The sequence below is a fragment of the Pantoea latae genome (assembly GCF_002077695.1).
Lineage (GTDB): Bacteria > Pseudomonadota > Gammaproteobacteria > Enterobacterales > Enterobacteriaceae > Pantoea > Pantoea latae.
In genome coordinates this window covers 38969-61850 of the sequence record NZ_MWUE01000004.1, presented here as the reverse complement: position 1 = coordinate 61850, position 22882 = coordinate 38969, and the positions used below count along the sequence as shown (strand labels likewise).

Below are 22882 nucleotides of genomic sequence, written 5' to 3'. Positions count from 1 at the left end.
TTGTTCTCTAAATCAAGCTGCTGCGAGAGGGATAATGCGCGCGATTATTTTGTTGCTGATACTGGCTGCGGCGGGCTGGTGGAGTCTGCCCTGGTTAAAACAGCATTTGCCGCCTCAGTTTAATCCCTTCACGCCGCTGGCGGTGACCGATCCGCCCGGCTGGATGACGCGCTACAAGCTTAAGCGGCTGGCAAACAACCCCGCGGCCTGTCTGGATGTGATGCGTCGCGCTCAGCAGGCGGGTTTCGTCACCTTTAGCCCACGGCCCGCCGTTACCGGCGCCTGTCCGCTGCCCGCTCCGCTGCGCATCCAGCGCTTCGGCAAGGTCAGCTTAAGCAGCAGCTTTCTCGCCAGCTGTCCGCTGGCGGTGGCCAGCACCATGTATGTGCTGCGCAGCCAGCAGCAGCTGGCGCAGCGGCAGCCCGGCGCCTCGCTGGCGCGCATCACCCATGTCGGCAGCTACGCCTGTCGCAATATCTATCACCGCGCCGAGGGGCGGCTGAGCGAACACGCCAGCGCCGACGCCTGGGACGTGACGGGATTTCAGCTTGGCGACGGGCAAAGGCTGGAGGTAGGGAAAAACTGGACGCAGCCGGAAAATAAATCCCTGCTGCTGCGCCAGCTCTGGCAAGAGGGCTGTAATAATTTCGGCAATGCGCTTGGCCCGGATTATAACGCCGCGCACGCCAGCCATTTTCATTTCGGCATGCGCGGAACGGGATACTGCCGATAAATTACACCGCCGGGTTCAGGCCGCGTTTAATCAGGAAATGGTTGGCTGGCCAGGAAAATATAAATCCGGTCAGCATCGCCAGCTGCAACATAAACCAGAACGCCGCAACCAGCGGGTTTATTTGTTGGTTAAGCACAAATTTCAGGGCCAGCCCCATAAAGAGAAAAATACCCGCCTGATAAACCAGCAGCGGAAAGGCTTCGGTGCGAAACGCCACCAGCAAGGCGCGCCACATCGATAGCGCCTCACGCTGTTTAATCGCCAGAAATTGTAAAAACAAGCCGCTAAACAGCGAAATAGCGAGACAAATAATCGCCTGCATCCAAAATGGCGTCGCAAAATGGTAATGGTTGAGAAGAGTGATAATCGGAAGTGTAATCAGTTCGCTGAAGATACAGGCCGCCGCCGTTAATGAGGTGGTGATAAATATGGTTGGCCAGCCTGCGTAGCGGTGAATTTTTTGCGGCGCCAGCAGCGCCAATTTAAGCTGACGGGAGGGTTTTCGCCCCAGATACCACCAGGCCAGCCAGCCGAAGAACGGCATGTAGAGGCCGGTAAGCGGCCAGATCAGGTTCATTACCCTGACGGGATGGGGATGGCGAAATATATCCTTCAGGATCATTAAAGCGGTACAGCCCCCCAGCAACAGAAAGGGTAATGCCAGCTGATTCAACATAGGGTCTCCCACCTGCAAATGTTAACGTGCATCCGCCCGTTCGTCCGACGCAACCAGCTTGCGCATACCGTACGAAAGTCAGAAAAATGTGAAGGCTTGAGCTGTTAAGCGTAGCCTCGATTGCGTCGCGCTGACATGCGAAATCGATAAGCGAGGCGGCAAGAAGGTGCGCTAATTTCATTCACGGCTGGTACGCTTTCTTTAGAATGGCTTAACTCTATGTTTACAAATAAATTACGAGTTATGCTAATTTTACTTAATGGCTATGCTAAATGGTGATCAATGTATGGAAAATTTATTGTGTTGGTGATGATTGAATCTCTATCAGAAAAATCTTATTCTGTTTTTTTTGGCGCTATAATGCTGTGAATGAGATCACTTTTCGGGAAGCGCATGCGACAGGCTTTTAGTAAAACACGAACAACCGGACGTCACGTGGTTTTTACTTGCATACCTGTTTTTCTCAATAAAACTTTTTTCTCTTATAAATTTATTTTTTTGCAAATGAATAACCTCAATAACCAGACGCATCAGCGTGAGGATAACGCCGAGGCAATATGACTAACGACAATTATTTCGTCTGGCGCAGAGAGACGGAAAAACAATTTCAGGCTATCACTTCAACCGCGCAATTGAAGACGCTTATTCAGACGCTGGTGGTGTCATTAGGCTTCGATAGCTATTCCTTTTTGATTCAGCATCCTGTGCCTTTTACCCGTCCGCGCATTTTTTTGCACCACACTTATCCCAAAGCCTGGATGAAACGCTATGAGGAACAAAACTATTACGCCGTCGATCCGGTGTTATTGCTTTGCCAGCAGCCGGGACGAGGGCTGGAGTGGACGGATGACATCTTCACTGGGGCCGGGGATTTGTGGAAAGAGGCGCAGGAGTATGGGTTAATCAGCGGATTTTCCTGCTCCGCGATGGCGTCAAATCGCGCCATTGGTATATTATCTATAGCATCTCGCCTGGCAAGAAAGACGCAGCATTTGCACACCGAGCTGGAAGTGAAACTGCACTTTCTGGCGGAACTGAGCTTGCGCGCCCTGCAGCGCTTTTCAGATGATGCGCTGATGGTGCTAAAAAATGATTTCAGCCAGCGCGAGCTGGAGATTTTGAAATGGACCGCCGAAGGGAAAACCTCGGCTGAAATTTCGCTTATTTTGTCTATTTCGCAACACACGGTCAATTTTCACCAAAAAAATATGCAAAAGCGATTTAATGTTTCCAATAAAACGCAAATTGCCTGTTATGCGGCGGCAATTGGACTGATATAGAAAATGACAACTACTAATTTTAGTAGTTACGTTACCGGAGGCAGTTGTCTACCCTGCGCCGGGACGTTGCCAGGCTGGCGTAGCGTAAATCAGTGCAAACATGAGGATGTCAGGGGCGCATGATGAAAATAATTCAAACCCAGTTAAAGGATATGCCGTCCTCTCTGCTGGCCGAGTTAGGCAGCTACCGATATAGCGTATTTGCGCGTGGAGAAGGTTGGTCAATTCCGCCGCGTCTGAGCACGCCGGGCCAGGAGTATGATCGTTTCGATCGTTCGGACGTCACCTGGCTGCTGGCCTGGAACGCGCGCGACGGCATCAGCGGCTGCGCGCGTCTGATGCCGTGGCAGGAACCAACCCAAAACGAAGGGCTGGTGGTGCCGTTCAGTCATGAGAAGGTGTGGGAGATGTCGCGCTTCTCAGCGAAGCTGGAGCTGGATGCAGAACTGCCGTTCAACCTGTTGTGGCACGCCGTGCAGCTCGCCGAACTCAACGGCATGGAGTATTTGATCAGCTCGGCGACGCCGATGCTGGAGAAGATGTTTGAAGAGCATCAGGTGGCGTATGAGCCGCTTACCCCGGGCTTAATCCAGTCGGAAGACAACCTGTTCGCTATTCGTATCCCGGTCGAGCAGCCGGCGCTGGCGGAAAAATATCGCGGTACGCGCCGCTTTAGTCCTGAAGAGGTGCTGCCGTCGCTGGGCGTCTCGGTAAACTGGCAGTCGCACACCTGACGGCGCGCCCCCGCTGTAGCGGGGGCGAACGCATCACTGACGATACGCGGTTTTAATCTGCTTAATGGTGTTGCTGAACACTTCTGCCTGGGGTTTGTCGCCCAGCGTCTGCACGTAGCGCTCCATATTAATAATCACTTTACCGGCGTCCGCCTGGCCCATTCCTTTCAGAATCAGCGTAACCATCATCTTCAGGCAGGCGACCTCATCGGCCAGCTTCAGCGTGTCGTGCGAGGTGACGAATTCTTCATCGCTCATTGTAATCTCCTTGGGGGTGAATGATCGTGCCGGCATGTTCCGCGCAGCCGTGCGTGAGTATATCACATCACCGCTTTTCCCTGTAAAAGCGAAGCGTGACGGCGCTCGGCTCACAACCGGATATTATTTAACGTAGATGATGAATAATTTTCACAGGGGCGCGTCAACGCATTTATCCAGTAAAATAACTTTACGCGGCGTTATAATTTAACTGATTGAAAATAAATAACTAGTTATAAAAACTTTCGCCTGAATTTTATCCATTCAACATATTTTTTGAACGAAAAGAAAAGCTTTGATGTAAATCATTGAATACGGTCTTACATTCAGCCCGTTGATGTTCATTATCCTGAAAAGCAGGTATCATGCGCGCATTCACTACTCGTTTTATTCCCCCTTTTTGCTTGCGGAGTGCTCCCCGTTGATCAGTGTTCTTCTTGTGGATGACCATGAACTGGTACGCACCGGTATTCGACGCATACTGGAAGATATGAAAGGTCTTGTGGTCGCGGGAGAGGCCTGTTGCGGCGAGGACGCGGTGAAATGGTGTCGCGCCCATCCGGTTGATGTGATCCTGATGGATATGAATATGCCCGGCATCGGCGGGCTGGAGGCGACGCGCAAAATCGTGCGCTTTAATCCCGACATCAAAATCATTATGCTGACCATCCACACCGAAAACCCGCTGCCCGCTAAAGTGATGCAGGCGGGCGCGGCGGGCTACCTCAGCAAAGGCGCCGCGCCGCAGGAGGTGGTGAACGCAATTCGTTCGGTGCACGCCGGCCAGCGCTACATCGCTTCAGATATCGCGCAGCAGATGGCGCTGAGCCAGATTGAGCCGCAAAAGGCAGAATCGCCCTTCAGCTGTTTGTCGGAAAGGGAATTGCAGATTATGCTGATGATCACCCGGGGGCAAAAGGTGACGGAAATTTCCGAGCAGCTCAATCTCAGTCCTAAAACCGTTAACAGCTACCGTTATCGCATGTTCAGCAAGCTGAACATCAGCGGTGACGTAGAGTTAACGCATCTGGCCATTCGACATGGCCTGTTCAATGCGGAGCCGTTAATCAGTAGTGAGTGAAGTTTTCGACGCCAAAGCCTTTCTCAGCACGGTGACCAGTCAGCCGGGCGTGTACCGCATGTACGATGCCTCGGACACCGTGATCTATGTAGGAAAAGCCAAAGATCTTAAAAAGCGCCTCAGCAGCTACTTTCGCAGCCACGTCGGCAGCCGAAAGACTGAGGTGCTGGTCAGTAACATCCATCATATAGACGTCACCGTCACGCATACCGAAACGGAAGCGCTGCTGCTTGAGCACAACTACATCAAGCTCTATCAGCCGCGCTACAACGTGCTGATGCGCGACGATAAGTCCTATCCCTTTATCTTTCTCAGCAGCGACACCCATCCGCGCCTGGCCTACCATCGCGGCGCGAAACACGCCAAAGGCGAATATTTTGGCCCGTTCCCCAACGGCTACGCGGTGCGTGAAACCCTGGCGCTGATGCAGAAGGTGTTTCCGATTCGCCAGTGCGAAAACAGCGTCTACCGCAATCGTTCCCGACCCTGTCTGCAGTATCAGATTGGCCGCTGCCTTGGGCCGTGCGTTGCCGGTCTGGTGAGCGAAGAGGAGTATGCGCAGCAGACCGAGTATGTGCGGCTGTTTTTGTCCGGCAAGGACGATCAGGTGCTGAACATGCTGGTGAAGCGGATGGAAGAGGCGAGCGTCGGGCTGCGCTTTGAAGAGGCGGCGCGTCTGCGCGACCAGATTCAGGCGGTGCGCCGCATCACCGAAAAGCAGTTTGTCTCGAATCAGGGCGACGATCTCGACGTGATGGGCGTGGCCTACGACGCCGGTATGGCCTGTCTGCACGTGCTGTTTATTCGTCAGGGCAAGGTATTAGGCAGCCGCAGCTACTTTCCAAAAGTGCCGGCCGACACCGAGCTGGCGGAAGTGGTGCAGACCTTTGTCGGCCAGTTCTATCTGCAGGGCAGCGAAGCGCGCACCCTGCCGGGCGATATCCTGCTCGACTTCGACCTGCCGGAGCGCGAGCTGCTCTCCGCGTCGCTGAGCGAGCTGGCAGGGCGGCGCGTGGCCATCCAGAGCAAGCCGCGCGGCGATCGCGCGCGCTACCTCAAGCTGGCGCGCACCAACGCGGCAACGGCGCTCACCACGCGGCTGTCGCAGCACTCCACGATCCAGCAGCGGCTGGCGGCGCTGGCGCAGTTCCTCGAACTCGACAAAATCAACCGCATGGAGTGTTTCGACATCAGCCACACCATGGGGGAGCAGACCATCGCCTCCTGCGTGGTGTTCGACGCCAACGGCCCGCTGCGCAGCGACTACCGCCGCTACAATATTGAAGGCATCACCCCAGGGGATGACTATGCGGCGATGAATCAGGTGCTGCGTCGCCGCTACGGCAAGGCGCTAGACGAGGATAAAATTCCCGACGTTATTCTCATCGATGGCGGCAAAGGCCAGCTGTCGCAGGCGAAGCAGGTATTTGCTGAGCTGGAGGTGGAGTGGGACAAATCTCGGCCGATCCTGTTAGGGGTGGCGAAAGGCAGCGATCGTAAAGCGGGGCTGGAAACGCTGTTCTTTGAGGCGGAAGGCGAGGGGGTTTCTCTGCCGCCGGACGCGCCTGCGCTGCACGTCATTCAGCATATTCGTGATGACGCTCACAATCATGCAATTTCGGGCCACCGTAAAAAACGGGCGAAAGTGAAGAACACCAGCGCGCTGGAGAGCATCGAAGGCATCGGTCCGAAACGTCGCCAGCAGCTGCTGAAGTACATGGGAGGCCTGCAACCGCTGATGAACGCGACGGTAGAGGAGATCGCCAATGTGCCTGGCATTTCGTTCGCGCTGGCCGAAAAAATATACCATTCGCTAAAACACTAGCATTGAAACAGGTGAGGCAATGTAGGAACATAGGGGAAATTCTACCCATTCCAGACAGTTACCGGCATATGCAATATAACATTCCGACGTGTCTCACCCTGTTTCGAGTCGTCCTGATCCCTTTTTTCGTGCTGGCTTTCTATCTGCCGTTCTACTGGGCGCCTTTCGCCGCCGCGCTGATCTTCGTGATCGCCGCCGTGACCGACTGGTTCGACGGCTTTCTGGCGCGCCGCTGGAAGCAAACCACGCGCTTCGGTGCCTTTCTCGATCCCGTAGCCGATAAGGTGATGGTGGCGATTGCGCTGGTGCTGGTAGCGGAATACTTTCATTCCTGGTGGATTACCCTGCCGGCCGCGACCATGATCGCGCGCGAGATTATTATCTCTGCGCTGCGCGAATGGATGGCGGAAATCGGCAAGCGCAGCAGCGTGGCGGTCTCCTGGATCGGCAAGGTCAAAACCACGGCGCAGATGCTGTCGCTGGTGGCGCTGCTCTGGCGTTACGACACCACCGTGGTGGCGGTGGGCGTAGTGGCGCTCTATATCGCCGCCGTGCTCACTTTCTGGTCGATGTTTCAGTATTTGAGCGCGGCGCGCGGCGATCTGCTCGATAGCTGATCGATGCGACTTAAAAAGCAGCAAACGGACGCATTGTGAGGATAATTCTGTTGACTCAATGCGTCAGGTCAGTAGAATGCATCGCATCGAACGACAGCAAGGCTGTCAGAAGATAAAGAAAATCAGCAAGTTCCATCGGATTGCTGGCTAATGCGGGAATAGCTCAGTTGGTAGAGCACGACCTTGCCAAGGTCGGGGTCGCGAGTTCGAGTCTCGTTTCCCGCTCCAGATTTGCAGGTCAGGATAGCCTGACGGCACAGCGGATAAAGGCGCGTTGGCAGAGTGGCCATGCAGCGGATTGCAAATCCGTCCACCTCGGTTCGACTCCGGGACGCGCCTCCACTTTACACCCTGCCCGGGTGGTGAAATCGGTAGACACAAGGGATTTAAAATCCCTCGGCTTATGGTCGTGCGGGTTCAAGTCCCGCCCCGGGCACCATTTCTGTCTACCAGAAAAAACAAATTAAAACAAAGCAATATAAGCAATGTCGTGACCGCCTTCTGGGCGGTTTTTTTGTGCCTGCGTATCAGGCGCCCGACGCCAGCCCTTCGGTTATCCTGCATCCCCTTTGAAAACAACTCTGGTTCGCCACTTACCGACTGGTACAGCGCGAGCGACGCCACTCTTCCTCTCCTTCAGTATTGACCCGAGAGACTCTTTAAAGCGGCCTGTTAAATAAGCCTGCTGGGTTAAATTGATCTAGATCATTTTAATTCGCTCTCCCTGAAAAGCTCTTTATCCCCTCACTTTCAATTTCTAAAAGGCGGTTCATCAATAGAAAATAAAAATTGAGCGTGTTTCGCGCATGCTAATCGCCGTTGCTAGCCCCAAATTGCTAATAAGATGTTAATAAAAAATAGATACAGGTAAATTTCACAGGGTATTTATTAACAGTATAACTCTCTGAATTTCAATTGTTTATGTAATATCAGGTTATATAAAGGATCTATTTGCGGCAAAAATCACTTTCAATTAATAGGTTATGGCTATGGGTTTTGCCACTATTGCTGCTATTAATTTTGTTGTGCGACAACAGGCTTTAATTTATAAAGAGCGCAACAAAAAAAGGGACGTAATAAGAGGGCGAATTTGTTGACTCGCTGTTTAATAAGTCAAAGGCAAAATGAAACGGTGATAATAACGGAAGTCCTCAAGCCAGACTCTCATTCTGGTTAAGAAAGCAGGCGTAGTTAAATAAAGAGTAAACGTTATGCCTGCTATCTACATTTATGAGTCGCTACGCTGTCGAACAAATAACTCTGTTTTGTCAGACTATCCTGTAGCAAGGGACCGGCAATAAAGTTTTGCATTGATATGCCATTTTCATACTTGAAATTGTTTTGGCATAAGGTTTTTTGCAGTGTCAGGGGATTGATGCTCAATCAATCAAAAGTAATCCTCTTTCTCGTGCCTGAATGAAAGCCGGGTAGGGCGATTAAGCGATATTCATATATCAGAATATATAGCCAGAGTCAGGTGAACCTTTATCGTGCCGCTCTGAATAAACCATCCCTCTATAACCAATGCCCTAACCGGCAGGAGTAGATATGTTCACTAAACTGAATAAGCAAAATATGATGCGCAGCGTTTTATTCGCCGCAGCCTGTGTTGCCTCAACGTCTGTATTTGCTGATGGCGGCATCTCTATTCAGGGAACACGCATTATCTATCCGCAAAATGCAGAACAGGTCAGCGTGGCGTTAAATAATTCGTCGAAAACGGATATGTATCTTATCCAGTCATGGACAGAAGACGCACAGGGCCACAAAAGCCACGACTTTGCCGTTACGCCGCCGCTGTTTGTCAGCCATGCCGGGGACGAAAATATTCTTCGTCTGATGTATACCGGCCATCAGCTGCCGCAGGATCGCGAATCGCTCTATTACTTTATTGAAAAAGCCATTCCGTCGGTGGAAAAAAACAAGGCGAAAGACGAGAACGTATTAATGATGGCAGCGGCAAACCGCATCAAATTATTCGTGCGTCCGGCAGGCCTGACGCCGTCGGTAACGGAAGCGCCGACAAAATTGCGCTTTCACCGTGCTGGCAGCACGCTGCAAATCGATAACCCGACCCCTTATTACATTACGCTGACCGATATGAAGGCTGGCAGCGCCGTGCTGAAAGATATTATGGTGCCACCGCGTGGCAATATTTCTGAAGCGTTACCGTCTGGTAGCGGCACCACAGTCACATTCCATACGATTAATGACTATGGCGCAATAACAAAAGCCCAGACCGCTTCAATGCAGTAAACCGGCAGTAAAATATCGTTGACTATTTTATCAGGCAAATATCATGAACCAGCAGCATAAATCAGTTTATAAAAGCCCTTGCTCCACGCGCCAGCGCCGGTATTTACGCATTGCGCTGACGCCGCTGGCCGCTTTTATTTTTTCCGTGCTGCCGGCACATGCGGAAGTCTGGTTCGATCCGTCAATGATCTCCGGGAATGCGCAGGATGTCGCCGACCTTTCCCGCTTTGAACAGGCTCAGCAGCCCGCCGGAGAATATAAGGTCAGCATTCTGGTGAATAATGTCAATGTGGCTAACCGTAACGTGAATTTTAAAGCGAGAAAGCCCGCTGACGGCGATAATCAGGCGCAGCAGGATATTCGCGACGATACCGGTTTAATTGCCTGCCTGAGCGCGAAGGATCTGGCGTCGATGGGTATTATTCTGCCCACCTCGCCCGAACTTACGGCAGCCACCGCCGCTGGGGAGTGTATTTCGCCTGGGCGGTTTATTCCCGGCGCGTGGAGCACCTTCAATTTCCCCAAAATGCAGCTGGAAATAAACGTGCCGCAGGCGGCAATGCAGAATCACGCGCGCGGCTGGATTGCGCCGGAACGCTGGGATGAGGGCATTAACGCTCTGATGTTCAATTACAACCTGAGCGGCAGCGATAACCGCGCCAGCTTCGGGGATAGCCGCAACAACTTTTTAAGCTTAACCAGCGGCGTGAATATTGGGCCGTGGCGGCTGCGCGACAACAGCACCTGGCAGGATATTGAAAGTCGTTATACCCATCAGCGCCGCTGGCAGCATCTGAACACCTATGCCGAGCGCGCCATTATTCCGTGGCGCAGCGAACTGACCATGGGCGACGGCTCGACTAATGGCGACGTCTTCGACACGCTCTCGTTCCGCGGCCTGCAGATGGCGACGGACGACAGCATGTATCCCGACTCCCTGCACGGCTTCGCCCCGGTTATCCGCGGCGTCGCGCACAGCAATGCGCACGTAAACGTGCGGCAGAACGGCAATATCATTTACCAGACCACCGTTTCGTCGGGCGCGTTCGCCATTACCGATCTCTACCCGACCTATAGCGGCGGCGATCTGGAAGTCAGCGTCACCGAGGCCGACGGCAGTGTGCAGCGTTTTACCGTGCCCTATTCGTCAGTACCGGTATTACAGCGTGAACACCATTTCCGCTACGCGGTGACTGCCGGTCGCTATCGCAGCACCAGTAGCAGCTATAGCGACCCTGAGTTCGTACAGGGCACGCTGCTGTGGGGATTGCCGCATAGCGTCACCGCATACGGTGGTCTGCAGTATGCGCAGCGTTATCAGGCCATCGCGCTGGGCGCGGGGATGAACTTAGGTCACTGGGGCGCCTTTTCTGCTGACCTGACCCAGGCGAACAGCACGCTGGCCGACGATTCCCGGCATAGCGGACAGTCGCTGCGTTTCCTTTATTCACGCGTCTTCAGCCTGACCGGCACCAGCGTGCAAATCGCCGGCTATCGCTACTCCACCCGTGGCTTCCATACCCTGGATGAAACGGCACTGCGAGGCATGAAGGGGTGGCTTTACGAAAATCAGGAAACAGATGCGGCCGGTCGCCCCGTCGCTCGTCCCTACAGCGATTTTTACGATCTCGGCAGCAGCAAACGCGAGCGGGTGCAGCTCAATCTCTCGCAGCATCTCGGCAGCCTCGGCGCCCTGTCGCTGACCGGCAGCCGTCAGACCTACTGGAACAGCAGTCAGGCCAGCGATTCGCTGCAGGCCGCGTTCAGCAGCTCCATAGGGCGGGTTAACTACAGCCTGAGCTGGGCCTACAGCAAGGCGAGCACGCAGCCGCGCGCCGATAAAACGCTGTTCCTGTCGCTCTCTATGCCGCTTGACGCCCTCTGGTCAACAGAAGAGCGCGCGCATCCGATCTGGGCCTCGGTCAGCAGCAGCCGCGACAGCAGCGGCAACATGACCGTGCAGACCGGACTGAACGGCACCGCGCTGGAGGATGGCAACCTGAGCTGGGATATCGCCCAGGGTCATAGCCGCGCCGACGGCAACAGCCTTAGCGCCGCCGCCAGCTATCAGGGCAGCAAAGGCAGTGGTTCGCTCGGCTGGAACCAGAGCCGCAACTATCGCCAGCTCACCTGGGGCGCATCCGGCGGCATGCTGCTGCACTCAGGCGGCGTCACCTTTGGCCAGCTGACCGGCGACACCGCCATTCTGGTCGCTGCGCCTGGCGCGGCTAACGTTCCGGTCGATGGCGTCTCCGGCGCACGCACCGATGGACGCGGCTACACCCTGTTGCCCTACGCCAGCCTTTATCGCGAAAACCGCGTCGCGCTGGATGTCAGCCGCCTCGACGCGCACACCGAAATTGAGAACACGGTGGTGCATGTCGTGCCCACTCGCGGCGCGGTGGTCAGAGCGACGTTTAAAGCGCGTCAGGGCGCGCGCGTCATGATGACGCTGACGCATAACGGTAAGCCGCTGCCGTTCGGCGCCACGGTGACCGTGAAAGACAATGCCAGCATTGTCGGCGACGACGGCGAGGTGTACCTCTCCGGCCTGCCAATGCGCGGCACGCTGAATGCGTCATGGGGCGCAGACAGCGACCAGCAGTGCAAAGTGAATTTCCAGCTGCCGCAGGCGGCGCTCAGCGCCGCGCTGTATCAGATGAAAGCAGAATGCCGCTAAGCGGCAACCCAACATGTCGGGCGACTGTCCCGTCTTATCAAGTGAGGAATGAAAATGAAGATGACTAAAACCGGCGCACGTCTGAGCGCTATCTGCCTGGCTGTGGCTTCTCTGATGAGCGTTTCGCACGCGACATTCGCCGCCGACGACAGCGCCACCATCAACGTGACCGCCACGGTAAAAGACAACACCTGTACACCGGGCTGGGACACCAACGGCACCACGGTTGATCTCGGCAACCTGAACGGCGCGCACCTGACCGCCAAAGGCGCTGAAGTGGGTAAAAAATCCTTTACTCTGGCGCTGAAAGAGTGCGGCAAAGGGGCAAAAACCGTGAAAGTCACCGCCGCCGGCACGGCAGACAGCAGCGATGCGGATGGTTTCGCTGTTGACAGCGGCGACGGTGCGGCGACGGGCGTGGATGTCTATCTCTACGCTACCGGCAGCGACGGTAAAGAAGTGGCGCTGAAGCCGGACGGCAGCAACTCGGTGGAAGAGTCCATTGCTCAGGGCGACAGCACGCTGAACTTTGCCGCCTCGGTGAAACAGTCGTCTGATACGGCGATCACCACCGGTAGCATCAACAGCAACGTTACGCTGAACATGGATTACGAATAAGGCTCAGCCAGCGGCCGAAAACCTGACGCTGTTTTTCGGCCAGTTTAACCATCAGGCGTGGCAAAGCGGACGCTTTACGCGCCCTGATGGTGACGCAACGGCGTTGACGCTTTTAACGCTCTTTTTATTTTGACGATGACAGGCGCACAGTGAGCCGACAGTGAGGTAACCAATGATGTGGAAAACCCGGTTAAAGAAAATAGTGCCGCTGAGTGGGATCTCACTGCTGCTTACGGCCGCGCCTGTTTTCGCGACCGTAACGGTTAACGTTGCCGCAAGCGGAAATTACCAAAACAATACCCTTGTCACCGTGCCATTTACCGCCACGGCCGACGCAACCGATGCCTATCTTGACTGTGGCTTGACTCAGACCGATCTCTCGGAAATCTTAGATTTAGGCGAAAGCAATATGCCGCGCTGGCAGTTGAAGAGTACCGGTCTGACAAACTCGACCGTCAAGGGGCAGCTCGTGCAGGCAAACACCCGTCTTTACAGCTTTTATACTTCGGATACCGCGCATAGCACGATGAGCGCCGCAATCTGGTGTCAGTTAAAAACCAGCAGCGGGACGCCTGTCTCTGCCGTTACGCCGGTCAATATTACTATCCACGCGGTGCCGAAACCGACGCTCTCTTTATCGGCAAAAACGCTGGATTTAGGCAGCTGTCGGGTCGATCACCCGCAGACGCTGAGCGGTCAGTTTACCGCCACCACCGCCGCCACGGGCGATTTTCCGACCAATACTGTCACGCTGAAAGCCAGCGTGACCGGCGGCAGCGGCACGGCGGACACGGTAAAAATTCTCGACGGCAATAATAACGATATTGTGCAAAGCCCGGCGGATATTACCGCCACGGCGAATGGTGACCATCCGCTGACGGTGTCTGTTCCTTGCCCGGCTGAAGCGGGCGCCTATAGCTGGCAGGTGACGGTCACGGAAGAGATAGAATAGCGTGGTGGCAAACAAACAACGCTTGTCAGCGAAAAATCGATAACAAACTTCGCTGGTGATAAACGCTGAGGTCTGGTAAAGCATTTGGGTCGCGCATCGTTTCTTTACATATTAAACCCAGTCTAAACAGGGTTAGGTTATTAGTTAGCATTTTCAACGGGTTGTAAATAAATTTCTGTCGGAAAGCTGTGCGTTTTTAACATGTTTTTTTCTTTGGCGGCGTCATGCTGACTTATTGCCGGAATTTAATGTCGTTTCTTTCTGCTTATTATTGTTTGGCGCGTTATATCTTTATTAATGCGTTTTCCTGATAGTATTGACCTATTGCTGATAATTATTTTAGCGCCGGGATGATATTGTTTTGCTGATTATTTTCCTCTATAAATAATTCGTCTTATTAAATGGGCAGCGTATTTAAATATCTAAGAATAATGACAAGGAGGAGAAATGATCAATGATTATTGTCATGAGGGAAAGTCAGGGAAGCGTTTTCTCTATAATCTGAACGTGCGAGCCGACTATGAGGCGAAACTGCTGATCGAAGAGATTTGCCACAAGGAAAGATGTACACGCAGCGAGCTGATCGTCAAATGCGTGCGGCTCTACGCGGAGTTAAGCGAGAACTATCTCGATATGCCAGCCCCAGCGACGCGCGATAACCTCAAGATGCTGCTTGAACTGCGGCAGGCGTGTGAAACCACGCTTGAGACGGTAGAAGGAATGCTGTCAAAGAAAACGCTAACCTGACGCGAGCGGGCTATGTCGAAGGCGGCAAAGCCCCGCCGTAGCGGGGCGAAGTCTTGCTGTTACTCGCCCAGGTTGCCGGTCAGGCGGCGATGAAAATCGCTGCTGCGGCTGTCCAGCCCGACAATGGTCACCTGCGCGCCGTGGCGCTGATAGCGATACTCAATGCCGTCAAGGGCCGCCACCGAGGAAGCATCCCAGATTTGCGCATGAGTGAGATCGATAGTGACCTGCGCAGGATCATGCCCGTAGTCGAAGTGCTCGAACAGATCGTTGCTGCTGGCGAAGAACAGCGGCCCGCGCACGGTGTAGCGCACCGATGTGCCGTCGGCGCTCAGCTCGCGCTCGGCATGGATCACATGCGCGATACGGCGCGCGAACAGCAGCATGGCGGCAATTACGCCCGCCAGCACGCCCAGCGCCAGGTTGCCGGTCCACACCGTGACCCCAATCGTCAGGACCATTACCAGCGTCTCTGACCAGGGCATCCGTTTTAGCGTGGCGGGCTGCAGGCTATGCCAGTTCACCGTTTTCGCGGCAACGACCATCATAATGCCCGCCAGCACCACCATCGGAATTTGCGCCATCAGCGCGCTCAGGCCGGTGACCAGCAGCAGCAGCACCAGCCCGGCGACCACGGTTGAGACGCGGGTGCGCGCTTTGCCCAACTCGACGTTGACGATGGTCTGACCGATCATGGCGCAGCCAGCGATGCCGCCGTAGAAAGCGGCGAAAATATTCGCCACGCCCAGGCCCCAGGATTCGCGTCGCTTACTGGAGAGCGTGTCGGTGAGGTCGTCAACCAGCTTGGCGGTCAGCAGCGACTCCATCAGTCCGACAAAAGCGATGCTGAGCGCTGTTGGCCAGACGATCTGCAGCGTCTGCCACGTCAGCGGGACCTGCAGCGCGTTCAGGCCGGGCAAACCGGCGCTCATCGGGCCTTCATCGCCCACGTTGGGCACGCGCCAGCCCAGCAGCAGCGCCACGGCGGTCACCGCCACGATGGCGATCAGCGGCGAAGGCACGCTTTTCAGCACGCGCGGCAGCAGCAGGACAATCGCCAGCGTGACGGCGAACAGCAGCCACACCAGCGCGCTCTGACCCCAGACGTGCGGCACCTGGGCAAAGAAGATCAGCACGCCCAGCGCGTTAACGAAGCCGAGCATCACCGAGCGCGGAATATAGCGCATCATGCGCGCCAGGCCGGCGACGCCGAACAGGATCTGGATCACGCCGCCCAGCACCACCGCCGGCAGAATATATTCCACGCCGTGCGCATGCACCATTGGGCCGATCACCAGCGCCACCGAACCGGCCGCGGCGGTTACCATCGCCGGGCGTCCGCCCAGCACCGACAGCGTCAGGCAGAGCACCACAGAGGCGACCAGGCTGACCTTCGGGTCAACGCCGGCAATCACCGAAAACGAGATCACTTCAGGGATAAGCGCCAGCGCGGTAATCACGCCGGCAAGGCACTCTCGGGTGAGCAGGGCAGGGGAGCGCAAAACGCGACCCACGCTCAGATCGTTGTCCACGGCGTGAGGCGTGGCAACGTCGTTGGATTGACTCATACAGGTGCAGGCTCTTTTTAATCATGGTTCTCAGGGCAGGCCGGGAGAACAGGGAAGGATCAGGCTGAGAAGGGTACTGGTTAGCGAGGAAATTTGCCAGCGATCACAAAATGGCAGGGTGACTCCGTCCCTGGAGTCGGGCGCTACACCGACAAATCGTCAGGCGTTTTATGCACAACCAGCTCAAGCAGCTGACGGTAGATGTCGAGCGACACCCCATCCGTCTCCAGCTCCAGCCGGTGAATAAGCTTAGAGATAATGGCTTTATTGGTGACAGGCTTGCCCGCTTGCAAAATTTCAGCGACCACCAGGCCCAGCATTTCCATTTCGCTGGCTGCCGTATTCGCCGCGGTGTTGAAGTAGTCAGCAATCTCTTGATCGGTTTGTGGAACAGCGTTTTGCATGTGTCAGCCCTTAAAACAGCCCGAATCTCAGCTCGGATACCAGGACGATTGATGTTGAAAATCCCCTTACATGGACAGATGTAAAGGGTCCCGAATCATATCGAAATAAAAAAAGGACCTCTGAAGGTGGAAATCCACTGACACCTTCAGAGGCGACGCAAGCGCATCATTCGTTACGGAATCGTTATCCGATTCATGGGAGCTAAAGTTATACAAAGAAGGTGTACAGACACAAGGAGAAAGATAAGCTATTTGTGCTATTCATTATAAAACAATGGATTATAACTGTACGAATTAGGACAAATCTGTACAGGTTTATCTGTACAGCCGGGTAATTTTCTAAGAGTAGGGGAAAAAAGCACGTTTTCTTTCCTGCTAAGATTTAGCTAAATAGCCTTAACTTTGAGGTGAGTTTTCGCACCGCTTGTTTCTCGCCGACCAGCGCCAGGCCCAGCAGGCGCCACGCCGGCGCCGGGATGGCGCGCATCGCCGCGCTAAACGCCGCATAGTCGGTGGTGGTTTGCCCCTGTTCAGGAAACAGCACAAGGTCACACGCCGTCTCCGCGCAGCGGGCGCGCAGGCGATCCATCTCTTCATGGCTTGCCGCCAGCACCGGAATGCCCAGCGGGATAAGGCCGGGAAAGCGGCGTTGTTCCGCATCCTGCAGCGCTTCGCCCACCAGCGCAGGATGGCGCTGGCCGAGGGTTAACGCGATCACCGCCGCAGCGTTGGCGGCTTTTCCCGGGGCGAGATCGGTGTGTAAAATCATGACGCAACGAGGGTCTTGCATAGCGCTTCTCCAGACAGAAAAGGCTATTGTGAACCGCGCCTCAGCCGGGGTCTGGAAGATTTGTGCAGGCCTGTTGATAGCGTGCCGGCGTCAGGTGACAGGCGCGCTTAAACCAGCGGCCGAGATGGCTCTGATCGGCGAAGCCGAGCGTGGCGGCGACATCGGCTGCGGCGCTGCCCGTCGCCAGCAGGCGACGCGCCTGCGAAAGGCGCCACTGCACCAGCCAGGCGTGCGGCGGCAATCCCCACTGCGCCTGAAACAGACGCGAGAGGCGAAAACGATCGACCTTCAGCGCGTCCGCCATCGCCTGGAGACCGGGATTAGAGGCGTGATGCGCAATCAGCCAGTCGCGCGCCTGCTGCGCCAGCAGTCGGTCGCGATCCGCCGGACGTGTCTCGCTGCGCCAGAGAGGATGCGCGGCCAGCTGCATAAACAGCCGGTCCAGCGTCGCCTCTTTGATCAACGCGGGATGATCGTGCCACAGCGCGTCGAAACAGTGCCAGACGGCGTAGGCGAGCTGCTTATCGTCGCGCAGTGTGGCGGCAAAATGCAGCTCGCCGTCGCTCTCGCGAGCTAACTGCTGGCGCAACTGCTGCGGCGACAGGTAGAGCATGCGATAGGTAAAGCCCTGCGCGTCCACCGCGTCGCCGTCGTGCAGCTCCTCTGGCTCCAGCATAAACACCGTGCCGGGACGGCTCTGATGCCGTTTGCGGCGCGAATGAAACTGCTGGACCCCTTGCTCCGTGACGCCAATCAGGTAGCTGTCGTGCCAGTGGGGATCGTAGGCGTGGCCGGTGAAATGCGCGCGAAGGGTTTCGATGCCGCGCGTCGGGTCGCGGCGCAGATCTATCCAGTTGCTGTTGCGATCGGGCATGCTGTTCTCCGCTTTTGGCCGCTTTAAGCACTAATATGGCCTTAAAAAGGGGGCGGGCAGCACGCCTTTTTTTAACGCCATGTGCTATTTTCTTTAGCAATTTGCTCTGCGTATAATAACGCACTCATTTAGTTAGAAGTCTAACAATTAGGTCGCTACGCTTTGACTCTCCACTATAAAACATTCACTCATCTGCTCTATCAGACGGCGCACGCCTGGCGACTCGCCGTGGACCGGCATCTTAAACACAGCGGCCTGAGCATGAGCAGCTGGATGGCGATTGGGCTTATCGCCAGCGAAACGCGGCCGCTGACCCAGACGGAGCTGGCGCAGATGCTCGGTCTGGAAGACGCCAGCATGGTGCCGCTGATCGATCGTCTGGTGAAGCAGGAGCTGCTGTCACGCGTGCAGCCGCCGGAAGATCGCCGCAAGCGGCATCTGGTGCTGACGGAAAAAGGCAATCAGGCGTTCGCCTTAGTGAAAAACGAGGCGGACGCGCTGCGCGCCGATCTGCTGGGCGATATCGATCCGCAGGCGCTGGCGACCACGGAGCAGGTGCTGCAACAGCTGCTGACGCGCATGGGAAATATGTAACGTGGCCAGACGCAACCCCTACGCGCAGCGTGAATGGTTGCCGCATGAAAAGCCGATGCTGCCGGGATCGCCCTCGACGCCGCTGCATTCGCCGCCGAAACGCATCGCCTTTGGCCTGATCGGCCTGCTGATCTCCCTGACCGGCGCGCTCAGCAACGCGCTGGTCACCGCCAATCTGACCAATCTGCAGGGCACCTTCGGTGCCTACTCTAACGAGATCGCCTGGCTGCCCGCGGTCTATGTGATGGGCAATATCTCTATCAACCTGCTGCTGGTGAAGTTTCGTCAGCAGTTCGGCCTGCGCGTCTTTACCGAGGCGTTTCTGGTGCTCTATGTGCTGGTGGCCTTTTTTCATCTCTTCGCCAACGATCTCAGCTCCGCGATTATTGTGCGCACCGCGCACGGCATGGCGGGCGCGGCGCTCAGCTCGCTGGGGATCTACTATCAGGTGCAGGCGTGGCCGGCGAAACACCGGCTGAAGGCGCTGGTGATTGGCCTTACCGTGTCGCAGTTCGCCATTCCGATGGCGCGGCTTTTTTCCACCGAACTGCTGCAGCTGGAGGAGTGGCGCGGGCTCTACCTGTTTGAGCTGGGGCTGGCGATGATCGCGCTGGGCTGCGTGCTGGTGGTGAAGCTGCCGCCGGGCGACCGCATCAAAGCCTTTGAAAAACTGGATTTCGTCACCTTTATGCTGCTGGCGCCCGGCATGGCGCTGATTTGCGGCGTGCTGTCGCTGGGACGCATCGAGTGGTGGTTCACCACGCCCTGGCTCGGCGTCTGCCTCGCTATCGCGCTGGTGCTGATCGTCGCGGCGATCGTTATTGAGCACAATCGAAAAAATCCGCTGATCAACACACGCTGGCTCAGCAGCGGCATGATGGTGCGCCTCGGCATCGTGATGATTATGATCCGCATCGTGCTGGCGGAGCAGAACACCGGCGCGGTGGGCTTTTTGCAGCAGCTGGGCCTGCTGAACGACCAGATGCGCGGCCTGTCGCTGGCGATTATCGGCGGCATGACGCTCGGCATCGCCACCAGCGCGCTGACCATCAAGCCTGCGCACCTGAACTGGCCGATCGTCACCTCGCTGGCGGTAATGATCGTCGCCTCGCTGATGGATGCGCAGGCCAGCCCGGTCACGCGGGCCAACAATATGTACCTCAGCCAGTTCCTGCTCGGCTTCAGCAGCACCTTTTTTATGGCGCCTGCCATGCTGATCGGCATCGGCAGCGTGGTGACGCAGCCGAAAAATCTGGTGAGCTTCGTGGTGCTGTTCGGCATGAGCCAGAACCTCGGCGGCCTGATCGGCTCCGCTATCCTTGGCACCTTTCAGGTCTGGCGCGAAAAATATCACTCCAGCCTGCTGGGAGATCAGCTCTCGCTGCTCGATCCCAACGTCACGGAGCGCCTGAGCCAGTACAGCGCGCTGTTCAGCAGCCAGCTGGGCGATCCGGTGCTGCAGAGCGCGCAAAGCACCAGCCAGCTGCAGGTAGTGGCGACGCTGCAGGCCAACGTGCTGGCCTATAACGATACCTATTTACTGACGGCGGCGCTGGCGCTCATCACCCTGATGTGGGCGCTGTGGCGGCTTTCCCGTCAGCGCTACCTCAACTGGCGACAGGCGCGCTTTAATCTGATGGAACAGCGTCTGGCAGCCGCGTCACAAGAATCTATGGAGTCACGATGAGTCAGCAGGATGAACTACAGGTCGCGGAGCGCGAGCGCGCCAGCCGTCGGCGCATACTCTCTATCGCCGCAGGCAGCGGCATCGTTATTCTTGGCGTGCTGATTATTCTCTACGCCTGGCAGCTCTGGCCGTTTACCAGCGCCATTCAGAGCACCGAGAACGCCTATGTGCGCGGCCAGGTGACTTTTATCAGCCCGCAGGTCAGCGGCTATCTCACCTCGGTAGAGGTGGTCGATCTTCAGCCGGTGCAGAAAGGGCAGCTGCTGATGACCATCGACGACCGCATCTATCGCCAGCGCGTGCATCAGGCGCAGGCGCAGCTGGCGATGAAGCAGGCGGCGCTCAGCAATAACCTGCAGCAGCGCCGCAGCGCGGAAGCGACTATCGCCAGCAATAAGGCTGCGCTGGAAAACGCGAAAGCGCAGGCGCTGAAAGGGGGCTTTGACCTGAAGCGCGTGGAAAATCTCGCCGCCGACGGTTCGCTCTCGGTGCGTGAGCGCGACGCGGCGCGCGCCGCCAACGCGCAGGCGCAGGCGGCGGTGCGCCAGGCGGAGGCGCAGGTGGCGGTGGCGCAGCAGAATCTGCAAACGGTTATCGTCAATCGCGCCTCGCTGGAAGGGGATGTTGCCAGCGCGCAGGCGGCGCTGGAGCTGGCGCAGATCGATCTGGCAAATACGCGCATCGTCGCGCCGGATGCCGGTCAGCTTGGCCAGCTGTCGGTGCGCAAAGGCGCCTATGTTACCGCGGGCACGCGACTCACCTCGGTGGTGCCGGACCATAAGTGGATTATCGCCAATATGAAAGAGACGCAGCTGGCGGCTATCCGTCCTGGCCTGCCGGCGACCTTTCGCGTCGATGCGCTCAACGGCAAACGCTTCAGCGGCCACGTGGAGTTTATCTCGCCGGCCGCCGGTTCGGAGTTCAGCGCGATTTCGCCGGATAACGCCACCGGCAACTTCGTTAAAATTGCCCAGCGTATTCCGGTGCGCATCGCCATTGACGCGGAAGATATGCGCGAGCTGCGGCCCGGCATGTCGGTTGAGGTCAGCATCGACACCGCCGCGCAGCCGCGCAGCAAGGCGGTGGAGTGATGCGTCGGCTGCTACTCGCCAGCCTGACCGCGCTGACGCTGGCCGGCTGCGCCACCGAGGTAGAGAAAGCGCCCGCGTCGCTGCCGATCCCGCTGCAGTGGCGTAATCAGGTCGGCCCGGCGGCCGCGCCGGAAGCGGAGTGGTGGCGCGCCTTCGGCGACGACAACCTCAACCGGCTGGTGACGCAGGCGCTGCGCAATAACCTCGATATTCTGGCCGCGCGTTCGCGCGTCGAGCAGTATCGCGCCCAGCTGCGCGCGGCGCAGGGCGACAATTTCCCGACGCTAAGCGCCGGCGTCGGGGTGACGCACCAGCGCACGCTGTCGTCGGTAACCGGTCAGCCCTATGAGAACGCGGTGTATCAGGGACTGCTGCAGGCCAGCTACGATGTCGATCTCTGGGGGGCGCGCAGCAGCAGCATCGCCGCCAGCGAGGCGTCGCTCGAGGCGCAGCGCGCGGCGGCCGCGGCGGCGGAACTCACCGTCGCCAGTTCGGTAGCGTCAGGCTATCTGAGCCTGGTGGCGCTGGACGAGCAGCTGCGCGTCACCGAGGCGACGCTGGCCACGCGCGGCAACTCGCTCCAGCTGGCGCAGCGTCAGTTCGAGACCGGCTATAGCTCGCGGCTGGAATGGATGCAGGCGGCCTCCGAATTTCAAACCGCGAAAGCGCAGGTGCCGCAGCTGAAGCACCAAATCGCCCAGCAGGAGAACGCGCTGAGCATTCTGGTGGGGATGAACCCGCACGAGATCGCCCGTCGACCGCAGTTCAACCAGATTATGCCGCAGCAGATGCCGCAGCTGCTGCCGTCGCAGCTGCTGAACCGGCGTCCCGATATCGTGCAGGCGCAGCGCCTGCTGCTGGCGGCCGACGCCACGCTCGCCTCTTCACAGGCGAAGCTGCTGCCGTCGCTGAACCTCACCGCCAGCGGCACCCTGCAAAGCAGCGAGCTGCATCAGCTGATCGACGATCCGTTCCGCCTCTGGAGCATTGGCGGCAGCGTGCTGGCGCCGCTGCTGAACCGCGAAGCGCTGACGGCGCAGGTCGATGTATCGATGGCGTCGCGTAATCAGGCGCTCTACAGCTACGAAAAGGTGGTGCGCAACGCCTTCTCCGAAGTTAACGACGCGATAGACGCGATTCAGCAAGGGCAGGCGCAGCTGGCGGAGCTGCAAAAGCAGGAGGAGTATGTCTCAGAGGCGCTGCGCATTGCCCGCAACCGCTATCAGAACGGCTACGCCTCCTATCTTGACGAACTGGACGCGCAGCGCACGCTGTTCAGCACTCAGCTCAATCTGGTCTCGGTGAAAAACGACCTGCTGCTGGCGCAGATTGCGCTTTATCGCGCGCTGGGTGGCGGCTGGCAGGGGCGTTAACGGCATGGTGCCGCGTGCCGCTAGCAGTAAATTCCGTCGTCATT

The 22882-nt window shown here is 56.9% G+C and carries 21 protein-coding genes and 3 tRNA genes; 18 read left to right on the top strand and 6 right to left on the bottom strand.

All coding sequences use genetic code 11. From position 1 onward, the window contains the following. Positions 1 to 34 precede the first annotated feature (34 nt). Positions 35 to 733 carry an extensin-like domain-containing protein gene (locus B2J69_RS01780; protein WP_081135584.1) on the top strand — a complete coding sequence of 233 codons (699 nt, stop codon included), beginning with the start codon at positions 35 to 37 and terminating at the stop codon, positions 731 to 733. A 1-nt stretch (position 734) separates the two neighbouring features. On the opposite strand, the gene B2J69_RS01775 is transcribed toward B2J69_RS01780, so the two are convergent. Next, entirely contained in the window at positions 735 to 1409 is a 675-nt protein-coding gene (locus B2J69_RS01775; RefSeq protein WP_081135578.1) for a DUF4396 domain-containing protein, read from the bottom strand. Positions 1410 to 1966: 557 nt separating this feature from the next. Between B2J69_RS01775 and sdiA the strand changes: the two genes are divergently transcribed. Then, complete coding sequence (gene sdiA / locus B2J69_RS01770) at positions 1967 to 2689, top strand: transcriptional regulator SdiA (protein ID WP_081135573.1); 723 nt, start codon at positions 1967 to 1969, stop codon at positions 2687 to 2689. 122 nt (positions 2690 to 2811) lie between these two features. Then, the gene (locus B2J69_RS01765; protein ID WP_081135569.1) at positions 2812 to 3423 is read left to right on the top strand and encodes an acyl-homoserine-lactone synthase; all 612 of its coding nucleotides are present in this window, start codon (positions 2812 to 2814) and stop codon (positions 3421 to 3423) included. 33 nt (positions 3424 to 3456) lie between these two features. Here B2J69_RS01765 and B2J69_RS01760 read toward each other — a convergent pair whose 3' ends face one another. Next, entirely contained in the window at positions 3457 to 3681 is a 225-nt protein-coding gene (locus B2J69_RS01760; protein WP_033751095.1) for a DUF2594 family protein, read from the bottom strand. Positions 3682 to 4102: 421 nt separating this feature from the next. On the opposite strand from B2J69_RS01760, the gene uvrY reads away from it, so the two are divergent. The 11 genes from uvrY (at position 4103) to B2J69_RS01700 (ending at position 14457) form a co-directional block, all read left to right on the top strand. Next, positions 4103 to 4762, top strand: coding sequence for a UvrY/SirA/GacA family response regulator transcription factor (gene uvrY, locus B2J69_RS01755; protein WP_081135564.1), 660 nt, complete (start codon positions 4103 to 4105; stop codon positions 4760 to 4762). Beyond that, a complete protein-coding gene (gene uvrC, locus B2J69_RS01750; protein WP_081135560.1) occupies positions 4755 to 6587 on the top strand; it encodes an excinuclease ABC subunit UvrC in 1833 nt (610 codons plus the stop codon). Before uvrY ends, uvrC begins: the two co-directional genes overlap by 8 nt. 68 nt (positions 6588 to 6655) lie before the next feature. Then, the gene (gene pgsA / locus B2J69_RS01745) at positions 6656 to 7204 is read left to right on the top strand and encodes a CDP-diacylglycerol--glycerol-3-phosphate 3-phosphatidyltransferase (RefSeq protein WP_081135556.1); all 549 of its coding nucleotides are present in this window, start codon (positions 6656 to 6658) and stop codon (positions 7202 to 7204) included. A gap of 152 nt (positions 7205 to 7356) precedes the next feature. After that, positions 7357 to 7432: transfer RNA gene (locus B2J69_RS01740), tRNA-Gly, on the top strand. Positions 7433 to 7472: 40 nt separating this feature from the next. Then, positions 7473 to 7546, top strand: a tRNA-Cys gene (locus B2J69_RS01735). Positions 7547 to 7557: 11 nt separating this feature from the next. After that, positions 7558 to 7643: transfer RNA gene (locus B2J69_RS01730), tRNA-Leu, on the top strand. A gap of 1109 nt (positions 7644 to 8752) precedes the next feature. Continuing rightward, on the top strand, positions 8753 to 9460 hold the full coding sequence (locus B2J69_RS01720; protein WP_081135548.1) for a fimbria/pilus periplasmic chaperone: 708 nt from the start codon (positions 8753 to 8755) through the stop codon (positions 9458 to 9460). Between the two features lie 43 nt (positions 9461 to 9503). After that, a complete protein-coding gene (locus tag B2J69_RS01715) occupies positions 9504 to 12140 on the top strand; it encodes a fimbria/pilus outer membrane usher protein (RefSeq protein ID WP_081135544.1) in 2637 nt (878 codons plus the stop codon). A gap of 54 nt (positions 12141 to 12194) precedes the next feature. Further along, positions 12195 to 12758, top strand: coding sequence for a fimbrial protein (locus B2J69_RS01710; protein ID WP_158083412.1), 564 nt, complete (start codon positions 12195 to 12197; stop codon positions 12756 to 12758). A 172-nt stretch (positions 12759 to 12930) separates the two neighbouring features. Further along, entirely contained in the window at positions 12931 to 13710 is a 780-nt protein-coding gene (locus tag B2J69_RS01705) for a hypothetical protein (RefSeq protein ID WP_081135534.1), read from the top strand. A gap of 447 nt (positions 13711 to 14157) precedes the next feature. Further along, a complete protein-coding gene (locus B2J69_RS01700) occupies positions 14158 to 14457 on the top strand; it encodes a hypothetical protein (protein WP_081135529.1) in 300 nt (99 codons plus the stop codon). 59 nt (positions 14458 to 14516) lie between these two features. On the opposite strand, the gene B2J69_RS01695 is transcribed toward B2J69_RS01700, so the two are convergent. From B2J69_RS01695 to B2J69_RS01680, 4 genes are all read right to left on the bottom strand, one after another. Beyond that, positions 14517 to 16025, bottom strand: coding sequence for a SulP family inorganic anion transporter (locus tag B2J69_RS01695; RefSeq protein WP_081135524.1), 1509 nt, complete (start codon positions 16023 to 16025; stop codon positions 14517 to 14519). Positions 16026 to 16168: 143 nt separating this feature from the next. Then, complete coding sequence (locus B2J69_RS01690; protein WP_081135519.1) at positions 16169 to 16429, bottom strand: biofilm/acid-resistance regulator YmgB/AriR; 261 nt, start codon at positions 16427 to 16429, stop codon at positions 16169 to 16171. Between the two features lie 382 nt (positions 16430 to 16811). Beyond that, complete coding sequence (locus B2J69_RS01685) at positions 16812 to 17219, bottom strand: DUF2000 domain-containing protein (RefSeq protein WP_081135514.1); 408 nt, start codon at positions 17217 to 17219, stop codon at positions 16812 to 16814. 40 nt (positions 17220 to 17259) lie between these two features. After that, the gene (locus tag B2J69_RS01680; RefSeq protein ID WP_081135509.1) at positions 17260 to 18093 is read right to left on the bottom strand and encodes an AraC family transcriptional regulator; all 834 of its coding nucleotides are present in this window, start codon (positions 18091 to 18093) and stop codon (positions 17260 to 17262) included. 162 nt (positions 18094 to 18255) lie between these two features. On the opposite strand from B2J69_RS01680, the gene B2J69_RS01675 reads away from it, so the two are divergent. The 4 genes from B2J69_RS01675 to B2J69_RS01660 are packed head-to-tail and all read left to right on the top strand — an operon-like array spanning position 18256 to position 22838. After that, positions 18256 to 18687: a MarR family winged helix-turn-helix transcriptional regulator gene (locus B2J69_RS01675; protein ID WP_081135504.1), complete on the top strand. Its 432-nt coding sequence runs from the start codon at positions 18256 to 18258 to the stop codon at positions 18685 to 18687. A gap of 1 nt (position 18688) precedes the next feature. Then, the gene (locus B2J69_RS01670) at positions 18689 to 20374 is read left to right on the top strand and encodes an MFS transporter (protein ID WP_081135499.1); all 1686 of its coding nucleotides are present in this window, start codon (positions 18689 to 18691) and stop codon (positions 20372 to 20374) included. Beyond that, on the top strand, positions 20371 to 21465 hold the full coding sequence (locus B2J69_RS01665; protein ID WP_081135495.1) for an HlyD family secretion protein: 1095 nt from the start codon (positions 20371 to 20373) through the stop codon (positions 21463 to 21465). Before B2J69_RS01670 ends, B2J69_RS01665 begins: the two co-directional genes overlap by 4 nt. Next, positions 21465 to 22838, top strand: a complete 1374-nt coding sequence (locus tag B2J69_RS01660) for an efflux transporter outer membrane subunit (RefSeq protein WP_081135490.1) — start codon at positions 21465 to 21467, stop codon at positions 22836 to 22838. The genes B2J69_RS01665 and B2J69_RS01660 overlap by 1 nt, the downstream gene beginning before the upstream one ends. The last annotated feature ends 44 nt before the right edge of the window (positions 22839 to 22882 follow it).

What these genes read in the sequence shown, in the direction of transcription:
- B2J69_RS01685 (WP_081135514.1), bottom strand. Translation starts at nt 17,219, where the DNA reads ATGCAAGACCCTCGTTGCGTCATGATTTTACACACCGATCTCGCCCCG.
- B2J69_RS01775 (WP_081135578.1), bottom strand. Translation starts at nt 1,409, where the DNA reads ATGTTGAATCAGCTGGCATTACCCTTTCTGTTGCTGGGGGGCTGTACC.
- pgsA (WP_081135556.1), top strand. Translation starts at nt 6,656, where the DNA reads ATGCAATATAACATTCCGACGTGTCTCACCCTGTTTCGAGTCGTCCTG.
- B2J69_RS01695 (WP_081135524.1), bottom strand. Translation starts at nt 16,025, where the DNA reads ATGAGTCAATCCAACGACGTTGCCACGCCTCACGCCGTGGACAACGAT.
- B2J69_RS01720 (WP_081135548.1), top strand. Translation starts at nt 8,753, where the DNA reads ATGTTCACTAAACTGAATAAGCAAAATATGATGCGCAGCGTTTTATTC.
- B2J69_RS01705 (WP_081135534.1), top strand. Translation starts at nt 12,931, where the DNA reads ATGATGTGGAAAACCCGGTTAAAGAAAATAGTGCCGCTGAGTGGGATC.
- B2J69_RS01780 (WP_081135584.1), top strand. Translation starts at nt 35, where the DNA reads ATGCGCGCGATTATTTTGTTGCTGATACTGGCTGCGGCGGGCTGGTGG.
- B2J69_RS01715 (WP_081135544.1), top strand. Translation starts at nt 9,504, where the DNA reads ATGAACCAGCAGCATAAATCAGTTTATAAAAGCCCTTGCTCCACGCGC.
- B2J69_RS01760 (WP_033751095.1), bottom strand. Translation starts at nt 3,681, where the DNA reads ATGAGCGATGAAGAATTCGTCACCTCGCACGACACGCTGAAGCTGGCC.
- sdiA (WP_081135573.1), top strand. Translation starts at nt 1,967, where the DNA reads ATGACTAACGACAATTATTTCGTCTGGCGCAGAGAGACGGAAAAACAA.
- B2J69_RS01665 (WP_081135495.1), top strand. Translation starts at nt 20,371, where the DNA reads ATGAGTCAGCAGGATGAACTACAGGTCGCGGAGCGCGAGCGCGCCAGC.
- B2J69_RS01700 (WP_081135529.1), top strand. Translation starts at nt 14,158, where the DNA reads ATGATCAATGATTATTGTCATGAGGGAAAGTCAGGGAAGCGTTTTCTC.
- B2J69_RS01660 (WP_081135490.1), top strand. Translation starts at nt 21,465, where the DNA reads ATGCGTCGGCTGCTACTCGCCAGCCTGACCGCGCTGACGCTGGCCGGC.
- B2J69_RS01765 (WP_081135569.1), top strand. Translation starts at nt 2,812, where the DNA reads ATGAAAATAATTCAAACCCAGTTAAAGGATATGCCGTCCTCTCTGCTG.
- B2J69_RS01690 (WP_081135519.1), bottom strand. Translation starts at nt 16,429, where the DNA reads ATGCAAAACGCTGTTCCACAAACCGATCAAGAGATTGCTGACTACTTC.
- B2J69_RS01710 (WP_158083412.1), top strand. Translation starts at nt 12,195, where the DNA reads ATGAAGATGACTAAAACCGGCGCACGTCTGAGCGCTATCTGCCTGGCT.
- B2J69_RS01680 (WP_081135509.1), bottom strand. Translation starts at nt 18,093, where the DNA reads ATGCCCGATCGCAACAGCAACTGGATAGATCTGCGCCGCGACCCGACG.